This window comes from Microbacterium sp. NPDC077644 (assembly GCF_040702785.1).
Lineage (GTDB): Bacteria > Actinomycetota > Actinomycetes > Actinomycetales > Microbacteriaceae > Microbacterium.
In genome coordinates this window covers 227356-243078 of sequence record NZ_JBFBME010000002.1, presented here as the reverse complement: position 1 = coordinate 243078, position 15723 = coordinate 227356, and the positions used below count along the sequence as shown (strand labels likewise).

10 protein-coding genes are annotated in these 15723 nt (G+C 65.5%); 3 read left to right on the top strand and 7 right to left on the bottom strand.

Going from position 1 to position 15723, the window contains the following annotated elements:
- Window positions 1-10: 10 nt before the first annotated feature.
- Window positions 11-1057 (bottom strand): LLM class flavin-dependent oxidoreductase, encoded by a 1047-nt coding sequence (locus AB0269_RS08065; RefSeq protein WP_366210695.1) that lies wholly within the window; start codon window positions 1055-1057, stop codon window positions 11-13.
- 54 nt (window positions 1058-1111) lie between these two features.
- Here AB0269_RS08065 and AB0269_RS08060 point away from each other — a divergent pair, with 54 nt between their 5' ends.
- Both AB0269_RS08060 and AB0269_RS08055 read left to right on the top strand, forming a co-directional pair.
- Complete coding sequence (locus AB0269_RS08060) at window positions 1112-2188, top strand: sodium:proton antiporter (protein ID WP_366210694.1); 1077 nt, start codon at window positions 1112-1114, stop codon at window positions 2186-2188.
- Complete coding sequence (locus AB0269_RS08055; protein ID WP_366210693.1) at window positions 2185-2820, top strand: cation:proton antiporter; 636 nt, start codon at window positions 2185-2187, stop codon at window positions 2818-2820. The genes AB0269_RS08060 and AB0269_RS08055 overlap by 4 nt, the downstream gene beginning before the upstream one ends.
- 32 nt (window positions 2821-2852) lie before the next feature.
- Here AB0269_RS08055 and AB0269_RS08050 read toward each other — a convergent pair whose 3' ends face one another.
- From AB0269_RS08050 to AB0269_RS08025, 6 genes are all read right to left on the bottom strand, one after another.
- On the bottom strand, window positions 2853-3194 hold the full coding sequence (locus AB0269_RS08050; RefSeq protein WP_366210692.1) for a DUF2695 domain-containing protein: 342 nt from the start codon (window positions 3192-3194) through the stop codon (window positions 2853-2855).
- A gap of 117 nt (window positions 3195-3311) precedes the next feature.
- Window positions 3312-3581: a helix-turn-helix transcriptional regulator gene (locus AB0269_RS08045; protein WP_366210691.1), complete on the bottom strand. Its 270-nt coding sequence runs from the start codon at window positions 3579-3581 to the stop codon at window positions 3312-3314.
- A gap of 279 nt (window positions 3582-3860) precedes the next feature.
- Window positions 3861-5711, bottom strand: coding sequence for a TOPRIM nucleotidyl transferase/hydrolase domain-containing protein (locus AB0269_RS08040; RefSeq protein WP_267189608.1), 1851 nt, complete (start codon window positions 5709-5711; stop codon window positions 3861-3863).
- A 20-nt stretch (window positions 5712-5731) separates the two neighbouring features.
- Window positions 5732-9115, bottom strand: coding sequence for a DUF499 domain-containing protein (locus AB0269_RS08035; RefSeq protein ID WP_366210690.1), 3384 nt, complete (start codon window positions 9113-9115; stop codon window positions 5732-5734).
- A gap of 11 nt (window positions 9116-9126) precedes the next feature.
- Window positions 9127-11913, bottom strand: a complete 2787-nt coding sequence (locus AB0269_RS08030) for a DUF1156 domain-containing protein (protein ID WP_228177893.1) — start codon at window positions 11911-11913, stop codon at window positions 9127-9129.
- Window positions 11914-11957: 44 nt separating this feature from the next.
- On the bottom strand, window positions 11958-13958 hold the full coding sequence (locus AB0269_RS08025) for a helicase-related protein (RefSeq protein ID WP_195694482.1): 2001 nt from the start codon (window positions 13956-13958) through the stop codon (window positions 11958-11960).
- Window positions 13959-14021: 63 nt separating this feature from the next.
- Here AB0269_RS08025 and AB0269_RS08020 point away from each other — a divergent pair, with 63 nt between their 5' ends.
- Window positions 14022-15629: a recombinase family protein gene (locus AB0269_RS08020; protein WP_024476692.1), complete on the top strand. Its 1608-nt coding sequence runs from the start codon at window positions 14022-14024 to the stop codon at window positions 15627-15629.
- Window positions 15630-15723 lie beyond the last annotated feature (94 nt).

Here is a 15723-nt window from a genome sequence, read left to right as displayed (position 1 = left end):
CAGAGGCTGGTCAGAGTGCGGCGGAGATCAGCTCCAGGGTCTGCGCGCGGCCGGTCGCGGCATCCATCGCCTCGGCGGCGTACGCGCCGGCGACGGGGGAGAGCATGACCTCGTCGACACCGAACTTCGCCGCGAACTCGCGGAGTTCGGCCGCGACCGATTCTCCGGTGCCGACGAACCAGCGCGAGCGCGCCGCTTCGATGACCTGATCGGTCTGGGGGTCGGATGCCGCTGCGAGGGCCTCGTCGACGGTCTCGAGCGCGATGAGCGGCTTGTTCAGGCGCAGGCGGGCCATCATGCGCAGCTGGGGGAGTGCACGCTCCTCGGCCTCTTCGGCCGTCGACGCGGCGACGGCGTTGACGGTGAGGAAGGTCCGGGGAGTCGGGTGCGCCTCGCTCGGCTGGTATCCGGTGCGGTACAGGTCGAGGGCGCGCTCGAGCCCCTGACCCGAGAAGTGATTCGCGAACACGTAGGGCAGGCCCTGGGATGCCGCGAGCTGGGCGGAGTAGTCGCTCGAACCCAGCAGCCACACCTCGGGTGCGCCGGTGGCCGCCGGGGTGGCGTGCACGGTGTACTCCCCGCCCGACGTGAAGCGCAGGCTGGCGCCCTCGGCGCCGAGGAGCAGCGCGATGTCCTGCACGTGGCGGGGGAACTGCTCCACGTCACTGGTCGTTCCGGCGGTTCGCAGCAGCTGCGTGATGACGGGGTCGCTGCCCGGAGCGCGGCCGAGGCCGAGGTCGATGCGGCCGGGGGCGATGGCCTCGAGGGCGGCGAACTGCTCGGCGACGATGAGGGGAGCGTGGTTGGGGAGCATGACGCCGCCCGAGCCCAGGCGCATCGTGGTCGTGCGCGACGCCGCGGCGGCGATGAGCACCGGGGGAGTGGTGGATGCCACGGCGGGCATGTTGTGGTGCTCGGCGAACCAGTAGCGGCGGTAGCTGAGCCGGTCGGCCGTCTCGGCGAGGGCGAGGGAGGCGGCGATGGCCTCGGAGCTGGTCTGACCGGTTCGCACCGGAACGAGGTCGAGCACGGACAGGGCGGGGGCTGCAGCAGTCATCATCTCTGGCAACCGGGCCGCGGGCGCCAGCATTCCCCCGCGTAGTCTTTCGGCATGGACGCCACGCTGTTCTATGTTCTCGTCGGCTCGGTGGTCGTGGCGGCGATCGCGCGATGGCGGGGGTGGCCGGCGCCGCTGCTCGTGACGGTCGTGGCGCTCGCGGCATCCTTTCTGCCGTTCATCCCCGAGATGGAGATCGACGGGCACGTGCTGCTGAACATCGTGCTGCCGCCGCTGCTGTATTCGGCGGCGCTGGACGTCTCGTTCGTGGGGTTCAAGCGCAGCCTGCCGCAGATCCGGCGGCTGGGGATATGGCTGGTGCTGCTGACGACCGCGGTCGTCGGGGTGATCGCGTGGCTGATCATGCCGTCGCTGACGCTTCCGGGGGCGTTGCTGCTCGGCGCGATCGTCGCGCCGCCGGATGCCGTGTCGGCGGCGGCGATCGGCCGCAAGCTCGGGCTGCCGCGGCGGATCATGACGGTGCTGTCGGGGGAGAGCCTCATCAACGACGCCACCTCGCTCACGCTCTACCGGGTGTTCGCGGCGATCATCGCGGGCGCGACGCTCACGGTGTGGGACGGCATCTGGCAGTTCGCTCTGGCCGTCGTGCTCGGCGTCGCCATCGGGCTGGTGTTCGGCATCCTCCTCCATCAGCTGCGGATGCGTGTCGCCGATCCCGTCGTCATCGGCACGTTCGGGCTGCTCGTGCCGTTCGGGGCCTATGCGATCGCCGAGCACCTGGGCGGTTCCGGCGTGCTCGCCGTCGTCGCGATGGGTCTGTACGTCGGGTTTAACGCACCGCGCACGGACTACACGACGAGGCAGCAGGAGGCGCCGCTGTGGTTGTCGGCGGATCTGCTGCTGGAGAGCTTCGTGTTCGCGTACATCGGTCTGCAGTTCAAGCGCGTGCTGAGCGACCTGGGCGACGAGTCGGTGTGGCACATCCTGCTGCTGTCGGGCGCTGTGCGGTCGTGCTGCTGGTCCGGCCGCTGTACATCTATCCGGCTCACGCGCTCGCTCGCTGGCAGGAGCGAGCACGATTGCGTCGCTGGGATAGAGCGGTGGCCGCAGGGCGGTTCGATGAGAGCCGGCAGAGACCGGGTCGTCGGCCAGTCACCGCGGAACAGATGAAGGAGCGGCTCACCGAGCCGACGCTGGACTGGAAGGACAATGCCGTCATCTCGTGGGCGGGCATGCGCGGGGTCGTGACGCTGGCGACGGCGCTCGCCGCGGCGGACCTCGCGACGTTGGACGTGAAGTCCTCGCACGCGATCGTGGTGGTCGCGTTCATCGTGACCGTGGCGACTCTGCTGCTGCAGGGGCTGACGCTGCCGGTGCTGATCCGGCGGCTCGGGGTTGCGGGGGACGCGGATCACGCCGAGGATACCGCGGCGATGGCGGCCGTGCGCCGGCGGAGCCGCGAGGCCGGCAAGAAGTTCCTGGCCGAGCAGCGCGGGGTGTGGGCGGCGAAGTACGGCGAGGCCGAGATGAAGGCGTTCGACGCGTTCACGTCGCGGATGACGCGGGTGGAGACCGACACCGATCGTGCGCAGCAGGTCGAGGAGTCCGTGCCGCGGCCGTCGTACGACGATCTCGTCGCGCTGTCGAAGGGCTGGCTGCACGTGCGGCGCGAGGTGCTGCTCGCTGCGCGCGATGCCGACGGCCTCGACGAGGAGCTCATGCGCGAGCTGATGACGGCGATAGACGCCGAGGAGCTCGCCCTGGACACGCGTGGTACCATGCGGTCCCAGGGGCGGGCATAGTCGCCGCATCGCATCAAGCGGATGCCGCGGGGTCACCAGTGACGTACCGGCCTCCACAGTCCGCACGGCGAGGTGCTTCCTTTTCGTGTGCCCTGGCATGGGTGCACGTCGTCGGATTTCGATTCGTAGACGTTCATGAGGATCTCGCAGTCGCAGCATCCGCCGGACTGGTGCATCCGTCGCTCCAGGGCGGTGGCGCGCGGAGCGACCGTGTCGCGGTATCGCTTCGCGAGTCGTAACGTTCCGTCGCACCGCGCGACGCGCAGTACGCGATCGAGGTAGCACGGAAGGCATTCGGTCGGCTGCGGGGCGGTCAGCGTGCGTGCGAGTGAGCGGACGATTTGTTCAGCCTCGGTGGCAGGTGTCGTGTTCATGCACCGAGTATCGAACATACCTACGACATTCGGCCGTGACACTGGAAAGGCTCTCTCCTGGGTTCTCGCTTCAGGTCGTTGAGCGAGCGGAGCGAGCCGAAACGTCGCGCGCCCTGCCTACGACGCGCGTTGCTTCGTGGCCGCTCCGCCGAACATCTCCGAGGTGAGTCCATCGAGGAATTCGCCGGGCTCCGTCTTCAGTGCTTCGGCGATGCGCACGAGCGTCTGAACGCTGAGCATCGCGCGCCCTGATTCGTAGCTGCGGATGTTCGACGAGTCGATGTCGCTGAGCACCGCGAGCTGGTCCTGAGTGAGGCCTCGCGCCTTGCGCTGTGCGGCGATTCTCGTGCCGACGTGAGTTGCGGCGGCGGACGGGATTCGGGGCACCCATCAAGCCTGATCAACCCAGGTTGATCGTGCCAGGGCGTGTGTCCCCGGGTACTTGTACACTCATGATCGTGAATGGGAATGGGGATGCCGCGCCGCCTGAGCGCCTGGTCAAATCACGGCAGCGCGTCTCTGATCACGGCGAGGTGTTCACGCCTCGTTGGCTGGTCGACGACATGCTCGATCTGGTCAAGTCGGAGACGGAGCGGATCGATTCGCGGTTCCTCGAGCCGGCGTTTATGCGCAAGTCGGATGTCTCAAGAGACATCCAAGCGCCGGTCAGGCTGGTGCTTGGAGGTTCAAGTCGGTCGCTCTGCTCTCCCGTGAGAACTCGAGCCACCACCCTGCGAAGGCAGCCGGCGCAATCACTTCCAGCCTGTGCACGCCTTCGCCAACCGGAAGGACCTTGACGAGGCGCGCGTCAGCCTGCGCGGATGTTCCGACCGGCGAACCAAACTGGGCCGATGGGTCCTCTCTGAGGGCTTCCATGATCGAGTGCGCGACTCTTTCCACGGCCACTGCGAGAAGCGTTTCAACGTCGCCATGGAGGTCAAGCTCGTAGGCGGACCACACCGCGGCGGGGTCGAGGTCACAGGTCACCGAGGCTGCGGCACGTGCCTCAGCGACGCCCTTGCGATCGATAGCTAGAACCTGCTCCAACGTGCCTTGCGGATGCGCCCACACCCCGTGGTCCGCAAGCAAAGTGAGGAGCCGCGCCTTTCGGATGCCCTCCGCAGTCGACTCGTCATCGAGACCGGCCAACCAAGCTCCCCTCGATGCGGGATCGCTCGGAACCTTAGCCTCATCCGCTTTGCGGATTAGGGGACGCAGCACCGTTGAGATCCGACCGGGGCTCTCGGCGAACGTCTCCGTGATTGCACTTGAGAGCCCCGGCAGTGAGTCGAGGGTGCGCTGCATCTCGGGGTCGAACAGCGCGTCAAGATCACACACCGCGCGTACGTCCAAGCCCAGCTTCGTGCAGATCTCCAGCCATAACGCCACACCGCCGCTCCCGCCGCAGTCGACGAGATCTGTCTGCGCGACCACTTCCGCCGACGCGACGCGTGTAAGAGTTGTAGACATCGCGGCGACATCCGTCACACCCTCGAGCAGAACAGGTCGGGGCGAGAACACGATGTCGCTTACCAGTTGTGGATTCTGTGCGAGCGAAGCCTCCACGCGGTCCGCTTGCACATCCAAGACGCTCTCGCTCATCCGGCGCGGCGGCGATCCGGCGCCGAAGACCCAAATCGACGCCAAGTCGCTGGCGAGTCGTGGCCGCAAGAAGCTCGGCTCGTGTGTGACTACGATCGCGGATCGTCCCGACTGCTCGCATTCTCTGTTCAGCTCGGCGAGCCACAGCCTGGCCATGGAGGGGTGCAGGTGGAGTTCCGCCTCATCGACAACAAGCAACCGCCAGTCATCTCGATAGACCGCGGCGAGGAGGACCACCAGCTCGCGAAGACCGTGACCCTCGTCTCGAAGCAACGAGTACTCGACTGATCCCATGCGCACGTACGGGTCTAGGAATCCGGCTGTTTCGCGCAGTTCGATGGATCGCCCGAGAGCGCGACGGGTGAAAGCTGCAACGCGTAGCAGGACCTCTGGCTCCTCACGAAGCGCATAGAGCTCAGTGGTCGCGAGACCAGCGAGCCTTGCCATCTCGAGGATCTGTCGGCGTTCTTCCTCGCCGATTGGGACGCCGCGGTACTCGGTGGGTGTTGAACCCCAGCCGTGGTTAACAACGTTCATCAACCCGACCAGGCGATCGGTTGTCAGGATCCGCTCGCCTGTGGCCAAGGCGATCGCGCGAGCGGCCTTTGACTTTCCGCTGCCATTTCGCCCGACGAAGTACTGGACTGGGTGCGACCAGTCCGAGATCTCGATGAATTCGTGCTCAGAGCCAACCGAGTCGATCCCAAAGACGCCAGCTCGTCTGATGGTGACCGAGTCGGGGAACTTGTCACCATCAGTCGGCATTCGACTGATGGACGTCACCTTGAGCGGAGGGTCCCAGGTGTGGATGGCGAGGAACTGATCTGCAGCTTCCCGCTCACTGCCCGCGTCAACCTGCTGACGGTCGATACTGCCACCATTCGGCGCTACCGCCGACACGAGGAATCGGGTCATTGATCGTGTCCAGACTCTGGTCAGTTCTCGAAACCGGAGCTCGGGTCGAACTTGAGAACGCGCGCGTTCTCGGAGATCGTGCGCACTTCGCCTTCGTCGAATCCGTCGCTCTTGCTGGCCTGGATGTCGATGGTGATCTCGAGCTTGGCGCCGGCGCCGGCGAGGCGGTCGATGATTTCGCGAGTCACGTTTCCGATGTCGCGCGAGTACCGGTCGGGGTCGACCTTCACGGAGCCGAAGTAGCGGCTCGGGCGTCGCGGCGCGGAGCTCTCTTCGTTCGATCCCTCCTCGTCTGCTTCGTCATCGATCAAGACGACGTCCACCGGGCCGACCTCGGCGGCGCCGTCCTCTGCTGCGCGCCGGGCGGCTTCTCGAGCGGCGGCGGCACGATCTGCAGAGGCCTGTTCGTCGGCCTTGTTCCAGTCCACGAGGAGCGTGCTGTCGGTCACCTGGAGCGCGGCGTTCTGCGCAGGCGGCACGATCAGTCCGCGGTAGCGACTGGCCTCAGTGTCCTTCGCTGACGCGATCGCGAACTTCTCGCCGTCGACGAGGACCGAGTTGAGCGAGCGTTCGATCGCGGAGTCGAGCGTCTCCCTCTTGACGAGGCGCGGCAGGTAGACGTAGCGCGTGAAGTAGCCCCACAACTCGCCAACGCTGATCTCGCCCTTGTCGCGCCACAGCTGCCCAAGCTCCTGATGGAGGGTCGCTCCGAGGATCGGCGCACCCAGCTCGGTCACAAGCTGATCGTCGCGGGACAGCTTTGCGGCGACGCGCTCGGCAAGCGAGCGGCCGCTCGAGTCCGGCACCTTGTCGGTGATCAGCTCGAACGGCTTGGTGGCGTCGAACTGCTCGGGGTAGACCGCCCACACGAAGGTGTCGCGGATTCGATCCGAGACGGTCCGATCCAGGCGCGTGACCCAGTCGTCGGTCTGCTTGCGCTGCTGTACCGACAGGTTGAGGCTCTCGCTGGTCGCCTGCACGCGCTTCCACGCGAGATAGCTGCGAGCAGCGGCCTCCAGGCTCTCCAGCTCGCTCTTATCGGCCACCAGGAACACGAGAGTGTTGCGGTGCACGCGCTGGCTGGCGCCCTTGGTCTCGATCGCCTCGCGCACCCACTGGTGGGCTGAGGAGTTGGCACCGTCGGACTTCCGCCGCGAGTGGCGCGGGTGGACGATCACCAGGCGCGCGTCTTCGAGGTCGGGGATGTCGGCGCTGGATGCCGGCGCGACGTGAACTCGATCGAAGACACCGCGCGCACGTTCCTCGCTGCGAAGTCGCTCGGTGATCTCGTTCCACACGGTCTCGACGTCTTCGCGGAGTCGCTCGGCATAGTCGTTCGCAGTCTTCGTCACCGACGGCTGAGTGTCGAACCAATAGTGGCCCTGTTCCTCGTAGAAGTACGTCGACCGCTGCGCGAGCAGCTCGATCGCACTGCCGAAGTTGCCGAGCGTGTCACCGGGCGCCGCGGTTCCGAGCCAGACGTACTGCTTATCCAAGCCTTTCCGCGACGCCTTGATCCTCGGGGCAGCTCCCATGAAGATCGTTCGCGCGATCCGCTGCGTCACGAACCGCTGGCCCAGATTGGGGCGGTCGAGGTCGATCTGTTGCGCCATCGACCCCGGACCGTCGATGTCCGAGTCGATGATCGGCTTCCACTGGTCCTCGAGATACTGAGTGAGGTCGGTGTTGACCGTCGTCGCTTCCAGCGGCACGTTGCCGGGGAGGATCAGCGGGGACGTGTCGTTCGAAGCCCACAGCTCGTGCACGATGGACGACACGAGCTTGAGCACGCCGCGGGTGCGCTGGAACCGTTCCAACGTTGACCAGTCCTCGTAGAGGCGATCCAGCAGCTCGGGGTGCAGCGGGTACGACGCGCGAATGCGCTGCTCGTAGTCGTCACTCGGTGCCGCGGCATCCCGGGGGAATAAGGCGGTGTTGCTCCGATAAAGAGTGACGAAGCTGCGAGCTACGGCGGAGATCGTGGTCAAGCCCTCAGCGTTCGGCGCCTGGAAGATCCGGCGGCGGACGATCTCGAACGACTCGTCCTTGCTCGACGGTCGCCACTGGTCGGCGACCCGGCGGATCACGTTCTGCAGGCGCTCCAGCGCAAGCTGGCCGTTGGCGCCACCGATCTCGATGTCGCTACCGCTACCCGCATCACCGGTATCAGATGCCGGGATCGAGACGACGAGCATCGCGCCGGGCACTGACCGCACGACCTCCGTCAACGACTGCGCGAACGTGAACTGTGTCTCGAACGAGCCTGACGGAAGCTCCTTGTCCGTGACGAGCTGCCGGGCGTACGCGACCCACTCGTCGATCAGGATCAGCGCCGGCGAGTACTTCGCGATCAGCGTCCGCAGCGCTTCACCGGGGTTCGTCCCAGCACGGTCATCGTCTGCGATGAGGTCGTACGCCGCGCGGCCGCCGAGCTGCCACGCGAGCTCGCCCCAGAGCGTGCGCACCTCGGTCCCGTCGTCCTTAATGAGAGGTGATCCCGCCTTCAAGTACGTGCCGACGAGCGCGACGCGCTTCACGCCCAGCGCCGCAAGATCCGGGTTTCCGGTCTCGGCGATGAGCTCCTGCAGCTCCTGCGGGAAGTCCTTTGCGGGGGTGCCGCTGAAGAGGTGGTAGAGAGCGAGCATCGAGTGCGTCTTGCCACCACCGAAGTTGGTCTGCAGGTTGACGACCGGACTCGCGTTGCCGTCCCCGCCGCCCACGCGTCGGAGCGCGCGCGACAGCAGATCCCGCAGACCCTCTGTGAGGTAGGTGCGGGTAAAGAACTCGACCGGGTCGCCATACTCGGGGCTCGTCGCCTGACCGGTTCGCACGAGATGCAGGTCGGCAGCGAACTCGGATGCCGTGAACTCGCCGCGTGCCACATCATCGTGCGGGCGGATAACCTCGCGCCACGGCCGCAACCCCGAACCCGGGTCGAGCGTCACTGCCGTCCGCTTGACCTGCTTACGCGTCTGATCCTCGAAGACCGTGCGCTGTAGGTCGACCCGGAGCTTACGGACGTCCTCGGCCGAGTCCACCGCTCCAACGGCATGAAGCAGTCGCTCGATCGTGTCGAGCGCGCGCGCCGCGTCATCAGAACTGAACGGCTCGTTGTGCGCCCACAGATTTCGCGTCTCGCGGAGCTCTGAGCCGAAACCCTGCTGCGCACGCGACAGCACGTCCTTGAACCGGTAGCCCTGCTCGGTGATCGCGCGAAGCTGCACCTGCACATCATGCTTAGTCAGCGTTCGGGCTAGTCCACCCCGGCGCTGCGCGTCTTCTTGTGCCCACGCGGCAGGCCAATCCGACGTACCGTAGGCTGCGGTCATCACTTCATCGACGGAATCGAGCAGACCCTCCGACAACAGGTCGAAGGCCTTTCCCACGCGATCACGGTTGTTCATCGCCATCGAGCTCAGTCCCCATCCTCATCGAAGTCGAACGCCTGCTGAACGGCCCGCGGCGTACCGGCGTGCTTTCGCGCCTGCTCGTTCACGTCACCCCACGCACTCACCAGCCCGTTGAAGAGAATCGCGTCTTTGGTGTCGCGCTTCTTCTCGGCCTCGTGGAATAGCAGGAATCCCAACTCCTTCACCGCGTCGAGATTCACCCGCGTCTGAACTGAAGGAAGCAGGGAAGCGACCTGATCGGCTCCGTGCTTTGCCATCACCGCCGCAAGGCGAACCGTCGCCTCCCACACGCTGACGCGCTCGTCGGCGCTCACGTCCCATGCGCCTTCAAGCTGGGTCGGCGAGAGAAGTCGCGCCTTCCCGCCCTTTGCCTCGAAGATGCCCCCGCGCTCAAGCGCTCCGATCGACGTATCGGAAGAGCGCGCAAGCTGGTCAGCAATGCCGGAGTTCTCCTGGGTCCAGCCGTATTGGCGATACCACTTGACTGCGAACCGAGTGTCGGGATCGAAGTCCGACTCTTGCTCGCCGATTACTTCGTCCAGCGTGGCGTTTACGAGCAGGAGTGCGTCCTTCACACTCATGTCGGAGCCATCCGCCTCCCGCACCCGCGAGTACCGGGAGAACACGGATATGCCGGGTCCAATTGCCGCCTGCGCGAGATCGACGGGTGCAATCGCGCCCTGCATCAACGTGCGTAGCGCCTCTGGGAGCTCCGCCTTCAGTGCGGCCACGAACGCTCGTCGGGTCGTCGTAGGCGCATCGCTCGGGCGGGGGCGACAAGCCAGGACAATCGAAGAGGCCAGGGCGTTGGCATTTGAACCGATTAGCCTTCCGCTCATCTCGGTTCGCATGGGCCACGTCGCGGTTATCTCCCACCCAGAGTCAATGAGACCGTCCAGTAGCGTGTGCCAGCCGGTAGAGGAGGTCCCCTCGGCGTTGGCCTCCTGTTGCTTGTACGCGTAATAGACAGTCAGCGGGACATTCGGGTCTGCGCCCTCGCGGACTCGGGCAAAGACCGAGTTGAAGCCCTCGATGAAGAACTTCTCCGCTCCTGCTTTGCCATCATGTCGGTACGGATTAGCGACAAGCTCCTCGAACTTCGGAGTGAGCATAGTCCCAACCGTCTTCGAGTGGATCGTTGAAAGAGATCGTCGCAGCCAGACGTAAAAGAAGTCCGATAGGTCCGAGTAACCGATGTTGTCGTAGTAGGGCGGGTCGGTGGAGATGACGGCGCCCGAGTAGTCACGTGTCGAGGCATCCGCCTGACGTGCGGTGCTTCGACGTCCCGCCGGGAGACGGTCGATGGCGTCGGCCATTCCATCGATCTGGGTTATGAACCCTCCAGACCATGTCGAAAACACATTCGCCTCTGCGTAGTCCCACGCCATGGGAATGGCCTGACGAGAGAACACGTTTCGGATCTTCTGGAGACTGCTGTCCCAGCCGCAACTTGATGACGAGGCGTTGGTTTCTCGGCTGACCGCCAGCGCGAGATACGTTGCGACGGCATCTGCATAAGCCTCCGCGCCAGTCCCTCCATTCTCGAGTCGGTCGCCCTTCGGGAGACCCGCGGCAAGCGCGTCGTCGCGGACCTTCTCGCGGGCGTCCGCGACGAGATCACTCAGCGTGGTCAGCGCAACGAGCTGCCTATTGGTGAAGAGGTCGGAGAACTTCGTCAATCCATAGGCCGGTGGCGAAAACCAACGGGGGTTCGTTGGTACGTCGGCATCGATAGATGAATCCGGACGATCGACCGCCGCGGCCGCGGCCTGCTCTGCAGTGGGCGATAGGTAGAGTCGGCCGCGCGCGCCCTCCGCCACTACGGCTATGAGGTGTGCTCCAAGCTCGCCCCGCTTCCCCGCTTCGCGGACGTAGTCATACGTGAAGGGTGTGCCATCAGCAACCGAGCGGGCGCCTTTCCCGTGCTTGATGGTGCCGTCGTCATCACCCTTCGGGCCGTTGGCGTCATTGTGCACCTCGTAGTGGATCTTTCTGCCGACAACCCGGGCTTCGATCCACGCCTCGCTACCCTTCTTCTTGTTCAGCCACCAGGAGCGAACCAACGGAACCTCGATTGGGTTTGCCGGATTCGGGCTATTGACGGTGCGGGCCCAGATCCAGGCAATGACAGTGTGCTGCGTACCGTCTGGTCCGGTGACCTTGGGGTAAAGATGCCCGATGGTCCGCTCGGCTTGGTCTCGCATCCAGTTGCCGTACGCGCGAACATCCTCCGCCAATCCCTCGGAGCGGCCCCACGCATTGCGGGTCCCAGCAGCGCCTGGATGGACAGGTGGTCGGCCGGCGAAGGTCGGCGGAATCTCGATGAGCGCCTTGTTGATGAGGACCGCGACGGGGTTTAGGTCGCTCGCGTGCGCTTCGAGCCCCAGCCGCTGCGCTTCGAGTGGAATGGCCCCACCGCCGGCGAACGGGTCCAGGACGGAGGGTAGCTTGCCATCGTTGCTCTTGCGGATTTCCGCTCTCGCCTGGGCAAGAAGCGCATCATCATTGCTGTTCTCCCAGATGATCAGCCGCTCGAGCAGTCGATGCAGTCGTGCACGCTCCGCGTCCTGCGCATCGACTGTGGGGAACTCTTCCGGACGAGACGCAGGGTCGTCGACCAGCTGGGCGAAGAGAACGGCGCGTGCGACCGAAATAGGGCGGCGCGCCCAGTAAAGGTGCACCATCAGAGGTAGCCCTTTGCGGATCGACTTTTTCTCACGAGCGGCGGCGAAGTTGATGGCTTCGAGCGGCAGAGACGTCTCGATGAGCTTCTTCTTGGGTGCTGCGTTCACTGATGCATCTCTCGTGGGTCCGTTAGTCGTGTCGCCTGAATCTGTCATCGCGGTGGGCCTCCGCGATCCCAGTAGTCGTGCCATTCCTCGTTGTACGACCGTGTTGTCGCGGACGGCTCAATGTGGGTAAACGCGTCCATGACATAGCGAAGTCGGTCCCGCTTCTCGCCGTCCGGCGACACGAGGACGAGGGCGAGTCGGTGACGGTCGCCCTGCGTCTGCGCGAACGTGACCTCGTTCGTCGTGATGGTGAAGGTGTCGGACCCCTCGATCCGCCCCTTCACCTCGATGTAGTGAATGCGCCCGTCGGGATCGAAGGACTGGATGTCGTATCCGGGATTGTTCCTGGGCATCTCGTGGGGCGTGCGGCCGAGTGCGCGTTCGGTAGCGAGAACGGCTTCGACGGCTCGGCGTTCGACGAGCTCGGTGTTGCGCGCGAAGGTCTGAGGCGCGGCATCCTCGTCGCCAGGCGACAGTCGTTTGCTCGGCACGACGAGTGCTGACCCGCGGACAACGGCGGGAAGTGCGACGAGTTGCGTGCTCTCGTCGAGGGCGCGGAGCCGCTTGTCGAGTCGTTCGTCGAGCTGGCGGGCTCGCTGGAGCGCGGCGTCGGCGCGGAGGCGGCCTATGGTGCCGGAGCGTTCGAGCGCTTCGAGGCGATTGTGCTCGCGGTCCCAATGGTTGATCTCGGCCAGGAGGCGTTCCTTGACCTGCACGCGGGTGCGGTCGACATCCACGGCTATCCGCGCGGCGAGTTCGTCCATGCGAGGTGCGAGTCCGTCTCGATACGCCCACGTCCGGATAGAGCGTTCATGGTCGCTGTTTGCCCACTCGTCCGCGAGGACCTCGGCGATTGCCGCAGCCTCACCCGCGTGTGGTGCGTCGTAGTCGAGGTAGGGCGGCGCAGCAGCGAGCGTGACAGCCCCCGTGGTGTCGAGGACGGGGTAGTCGAAGTGGTGCGACACGGTGTCGGCATCGGTGGTGGCGTTCTGGATGCGCTGCTCGACGGCATACAGCAGTGCAGTGTGCTCGGATTGCTGTTCACGGCGATCGACGAACACGGTTCCTCGTTTGAGCACGGGCCCGAGGTCTTCGATCGTGAGTTCGATGACCGCTTGGAGGAGCGGGTGGCCGGGGGCGAGAAGTGCCGCCTGTGTCTGATTCTCGGGGCGAACGTGTGCAGTCTCGAACGTGGCTCGTTCGTACCGCTCCGGCACAGGTGCCCACCGGTTGAGTCGGCGTGCCGTGTCGATGACGCGCTGTGGTATCCGCGTGATCTCGTATCGGCCCTTCTCGCGCCGACGGATACGGCCACCGAGGCGTTCGAAGGCGGGGAGGAAGAACGCCGCGATGTATCCGGGCTGCAGGCGTCGCTCGCGGGCCTTCTCCATCCGCTCACGGATCTCTTCGAGATTGAGCGAGGAGTACATCTCGGGGTGCAAGGCTCGTTCAGCGACCATGGTGTCGAGCCCGTGGGCGACGCTCGCGTCGATGACTCGGTCGAGCTCGGCCTTGCGTTCCGGCTCGTCGCCGTACCGGATCGCCTCGATCAGCAGTTCACGGAGCGACTTCTCCTGGAAAGCATCCGCGTCGCCGAGAACGTTGAACAGGTTGCCGTTGTACGCGATCGACATCTGGTCGATCTTCGACAGCAACCGCGTGAACACGTCCCCCTCGCGTGTGTCCTTCGCGACCATGTTCCACAAGTGGCACACTTCCCGCTGGCCGATGCGGTGGATGCGGCCGAAACGCTGCTCGATCCGGTTCGGGTTCCACGGCAGGTCGTAATTGACCATGAGGTGCGCCCGCTGCAGGTTGAGGCCTTCGCCCGCGGCATCCGTCGCCAGGAGCACGACGGTGTTGCGGTCGTAGGTGAACTGCTCGCGCGCCGCCTTGCGGTCTTCGCGGCGCGTGCCGCCGTGAATCGTGATGACCGACTCCGGGCGACCCAGCTGCGTCGTGATCTTCTGCCGCAGGTAGTCAAGGGTGTCCTTGTGCTCGGTGAAGATGATGATCTTGCGCGGTTCGCCCGAGTCGTCGTGCACGAGTAGCCGAGGTTCTGTAAACGCACCTACCTCTCGATGAGAGCTAGGAAGGCGGTGGCTGAGATGAGCCACGATCAGCAGGAACGAACCGCAGGCAATGAGCCGAACGACCAGGCGACGGCGCAGGCGTCGCCGTCGTTGCGGGCGGTGGTGTATGTGCGGATCAGTGATGATCCCGAGGGCACCGAGCGCGGTGTTGACCGGCAGGAAGCTGACTGCCGGGCGTATGCGGCAGCGCACGGGTGGGAAGTCGCCCAGGTGTACCGGGAGAACGACACGTCGGCGTTCAAGCAGCGCACGATCACACTCCCGACGGGTGAGCGGGTGCGGCGCGTGGTGCGCCCGGAGTTCCGCGCGATGTTGAAGCACCTCAGCGAGCAGCGCGCCGGGGTGATGATCGCCTACGACCTGGATCGGGCGGTGCGCGACCCGAGAGACTTGGAAGACCTGATCGACGCCAAGGTACTCAACGGCTTCAGCGTCCGCTCCGTGACCGGCTCGCTGAGGTTGGATACGGATTCTGATGTGGCGATGGCGCGGGTGCTGGTCGCGATGGCGAACAAGTCCTCAGCCGACACCGCCCGCCGTGTCGCTCGGGCGGCGAAGCAGCAGGCCATCGAGGGCACTTGGCATGGTGGGCAGGTGCCGTTCGGCTACCGCGCCGAGAACCACACGCTCGTGATCGACCCCGAGGCTGCCGAGTTGGTGCGGGAAGCCGCGCGGCGGGTGCTGGCCGGAGAGACGTTGTACCGGATTCTCACCGACTGGAACCGGCGGGGTATCCGTACGACGCACGGGTGCCGGTGGTCGGATCGGACACTCAAACTGGTGCTGCGCAACCCCTCGATCAAGGGGGTACGGGAGTATCGACCGTTGTTGCCGGACGGCACCCGGTCGAAAACCTCCCTGATGCAGACGACCGCCGCGTGGCCCGCGATCTTGGACGAGGACACCTGGCAGCAGGTCTCCGATGTGCTCGATGCCCGCAAGCAGGCCCGAAACTTCCATCAGCCCGGCAGTGGGGCGGCGAAACGGCTGTATCCGTTCTCGGGTCTGATCCGCTGCTCGACCTGCGGACGCGCCATGCTGCATCGCGGCCAGGTGTATCAGTGTGTGCAACAGGTGCCGGGCGGGTGCAACCGCTCGATCCGTTCCGGCGACCTCACCAAACTCGTGGAGGAAGCCGTGCTCGCGACGTTCGAGCAGATCACCCTCAACCCCGCCAAGCGCCAGTCTCCGGGCGCGGATCAGGCCGCACGAGTGGGGCTTGCCGCGACGCTCGATGCCGACCGGGAACGCCTCGCCCGGCTCGATGATGACTACTACGACGGGTTGATCGACAAGTCGATGTGGGTGCGGCAACGCTCACGGATCGCCGAACGCATCGAACGCACCCGCCGCGAGTACGCCGCCACGGTGCCGGAGCACACTGGCCCGTCGATTGATATGACGACCGTCGCACAGGAGTGGGCCGACCGTACCCCGATGTGGCAGCACCAGGCCGCCAGTCTCGTCCTTGAAGCCGTCCTCGTTCACGCCCTGCCCAGGGGGATGAACGGCGCGACACCGGCGAGGCGGCGCAATGAGACCGTCGAAGCGTTTCATGCCCGCCGTGAGGTGTACCGGGCGGGGATTCTCGCACATCGGGTCGAGTTCGTCTGGCGCGCCTAACGCCCCCGCGCCTTCGGCAGGCCGCAGAGGGCTTGCAGTTGCTCACGCACCCGTGGGTCAGCGATGACCGGAGGCAGGCCCTGCGCTGCGCGGC

What these genes read in the sequence shown, in the direction of transcription:
- AB0269_RS08065 (WP_366210695.1), bottom strand. Translation starts at nt 1,057, where the DNA reads ATGACTGCTGCAGCCCCCGCCCTGTCCGTGCTCGACCTCGTTCCGGTG.
- AB0269_RS08060 (WP_366210694.1), top strand. Translation starts at nt 1,112, where the DNA reads ATGGACGCCACGCTGTTCTATGTTCTCGTCGGCTCGGTGGTCGTGGCG.
- AB0269_RS08055 (WP_366210693.1), top strand. Translation starts at nt 2,185, where the DNA reads ATGAAGGAGCGGCTCACCGAGCCGACGCTGGACTGGAAGGACAATGCC.
- AB0269_RS08050 (WP_366210692.1), bottom strand. Translation starts at nt 3,194, where the DNA reads ATGAACACGACACCTGCCACCGAGGCTGAACAAATCGTCCGCTCACTC.
- AB0269_RS08040 (WP_267189608.1), bottom strand. Translation starts at nt 5,711, where the DNA reads ATGACCCGATTCCTCGTGTCGGCGGTAGCGCCGAATGGTGGCAGTATC.
- AB0269_RS08035 (WP_366210690.1), bottom strand. Translation starts at nt 9,115, where the DNA reads ATGAACAACCGTGATCGCGTGGGAAAGGCCTTCGACCTGTTGTCGGAG.
- AB0269_RS08020 (WP_024476692.1), top strand. Translation starts at nt 14,022, where the DNA reads ATGAGCCACGATCAGCAGGAACGAACCGCAGGCAATGAGCCGAACGAC.